The following is a 2,521-nucleotide window of genomic DNA, read 5'->3' as shown; positions in this document are numbered from 1 at the left end:
GTGTTTTAAATTCATGTGTAAAGTTATTTACAAAGTCTTTTTGTATTTCTATGAGAAATTTTTGCTTATAAAAAAAGAACATGCTCACAGCAAGCCCTATCAATACCAGCACCAAAACAATGCTGCCCATTATCCATAAATTCATTTGCGACAGAACATACCCGCTCCTGTCTGGAAATTGCAAAAGAATATAGTGGTAGCTGGTGGGATATACTTCCAGGGGTTCGTACTTCAATGGCGGATCTGAAGCCGGCGAAGCAATGGTTTGCCGAAAAATATAGTCCTGCTTTGTCTTATCATACAGGGCCACATTGCATTCTGTTAAAATGTCGAAATCCATCAGCTCGCGGGTCAGATAAAACAGCAGGGTATCTTTATGCGGAAGATTACCGATCCTTACAACAAAAGTATTGCGCGACGGCCGCATGGTAACCATTTGCTGCAAATGGCTGGCATGGCTGTCTGAAAGATTGATATCCTCAAAAAGCCCGCGAATGCTTTTTACCGCATTGGTATCAAACTGCTTCTGCTCTAATTTGTAGATATGGTTCAGCCAGTATAGCTGGATGGCAATGATTAGCCCTATAACCACAGCACCCGTAAGCACTATCCATTTTAAAGTGGCGGAACGCATACCAAAGCGGTTGGGAGAATTAATATGCACAAATATGTTTTTAATTATTCAAAAAGCACCGCCAGCCGCTTCTTTTATTGTTAACCCGCCGTTAAGCGCATGCAGTGCATTATTGCTGATATCAGGGATGAAAGCAATGTCAGCCATTCAACTAATAATCCTTCCACCAGGTACCGGCCGGATAGCTTTCATTTATAATTACGGGTTCACCAATTAAAGGAGTAGTGATATTGACATTTGATTCAGCGGCTTTTTTTACAGCTCTTGTCACAGGCTCGTTCCACGGGTGATTGGCCAGGACAAATTTTCCCCAGTGTACAGGGAGTAACCATTTTGCATTAAGATCTATGCCGGCCTGCACAGTTTCTTCAGGCATCATGTGTATAAATGGCCATGAAGTATTGTATTGCCCGCATTCAAGGATCGCCAGATCAAATCCACCGAATTTTTTTCCTATTTCTCTAAAGTGTGCATCATATCCCGAATCGCCGCCAATGTATAAGGTGTAACCAAACATGCGAAGCACAAAAGAGCACCACAGTGAACCGCCTCTTTTCAACCCGCGTCCCGAAAAATGCCTTGCAGGTGTTGCAGTGATCCCGATGTCGTTCGTTATGCGTTCTGTTTCCCACCAGTCTAATTCTGTTACAGAAGAAGCATAAGGTTTTTGAAAGCCGGCACGCACGCCCAGGGGAACACAGTATGCACGCGTTTTAGCGTGAAGCCGTGAAATGGTATGGGTATCAAAATGATCATAGTGATTGTGCGTAAGGATCATGAGGTCTATCGGCGGAAGATCATCGGGAGTATATATATCTGTGCCGGCAAAAGCTTTAACCAGGAATCTTACCGGTGAAGCATACCCGCTGAACACGGGATCCACGAGAATATTCTTCCCCCTGACATGAATAAGATACGACGAATGTCCAAACCAGATGATCACCGGGTTTTCTGAATGGAGGTTTTTAAGATCCGTTTTTATTGATGGAAGCGGCCGCGAAGGCCGGATCTCTTTTGGCCGGCTAAAGCTGTCTTTTATTAATTTATACCATGAACTGTCCTTTGCCATTACCGGCGTTTCGGAAAGATTCTGAAAGGAGCCTTTTTTATAATTGGGAGATCCCTTTATTTTTTCTGTAATATGCATTACCCGCAGGTTGTTTATTTTTTAAAGTTAAAAATAAAATGACGGCAACGGTATTTAGTGTTTACCCGGCAACAGAAGTCTTGCGGATTGGTAACGAAAGCAATAACAAGCCCTGTTGCCTGCTTATTCCCAGCCCCCTCCCAGGGAACGGTACAGATCCAGTACAACCGTCAGCAATTCCTTTTGTGAAGCCGTGCGTTTTAATTCGGCTTCCAGCACACCTTTTTGCGCCGTGATCACTTCCAGGTAGCTGGCGTAGCCGTTCAGGTACAATTCGGTAGATGTGCTTACCGCATCGGTCAGCACCTGCACTTCCGACTGGTTCAGATCAACAATTTTCAAGTAATGCTCTATCCCTTTTAAACTGCTCAGTACTTCCTGGTAACCCTGTAAAATGCTTTGACGATAATTATAGAATGCAATGTTTTGCCCGGCACTGGCAACAGCCAAACCGGCTTTTAGCTGGTGCCGGTTAAAGAGGGGTTGTGTAACTCCTCCCAATAATCCATAGGCAAGAGAGCTTCCGTTGAACAGCAGCGGTAGTTTAAAAGCATTCATAGCCAGGTAAGGCGTAAGAATAACCGTGGGCTAAACGGCTTTCCGTGCGGCTGTAACATCGGCTTTGCTGGCTGCCAGCTCCAACTCTGCCTGCTGTATATCGGGGCGGCTTGCTAACAGATTGGCGGGTACACCGGATGTGATCACCTGCGGGATTTGTTGTTGCCGTATGGGCAAGCCCC

At 45.0% G+C, this 2,521-nt stretch carries 2 protein-coding genes and 1 pseudogene; all 3 read right to left on the bottom strand.

From position 1 onward, the window contains the following. Nucleotides 1-664, bottom strand: a pseudogene (locus tag PLH26_RS21530) (hypothetical protein); the annotation flags it as partial. A 121-nt stretch (nucleotides 665-785) separates the two neighbouring features. Continuing rightward, nucleotides 786-1,781, bottom strand: a complete 996-nt coding sequence (locus PLH26_RS21525) for an MBL fold metallo-hydrolase (protein WP_324588074.1) — start codon at nucleotides 1,779-1,781, stop codon at nucleotides 786-788. Nucleotides 1,782-1,904: 123 nt separating this feature from the next. Next, complete coding sequence (locus PLH26_RS21520) at nucleotides 1,905-2,339, bottom strand: TolC family protein (protein WP_324588073.1); 435 nt, start codon at nucleotides 2,337-2,339, stop codon at nucleotides 1,905-1,907. Nucleotides 2,340-2,521 lie beyond the last annotated feature (182 nt).

It is taken from the genome of Agriterribacter sp. (assembly GCF_035444585.1).
Lineage (GTDB): Bacteria > Bacteroidota > Bacteroidia > Chitinophagales > Chitinophagaceae > Agriterribacter.
The sequence above is the reverse complement of the archived record's forward strand: the minus strand, read 5'-3'. Positions and strand labels throughout refer to the sequence as shown.

Coding starts and splice junctions, on each gene's coding strand:
- PLH26_RS21520 (WP_324588073.1), bottom strand. CDS start 2,339: ATGAATGCTTTTAAACTACCGCTGCTGTTCAACGGAAGCTCTCTTGCC.
- PLH26_RS21525 (WP_324588074.1), bottom strand. CDS start 1,781: ATGCATATTACAGAAAAAATAAAGGGATCTCCCAATTATAAAAAAGGC.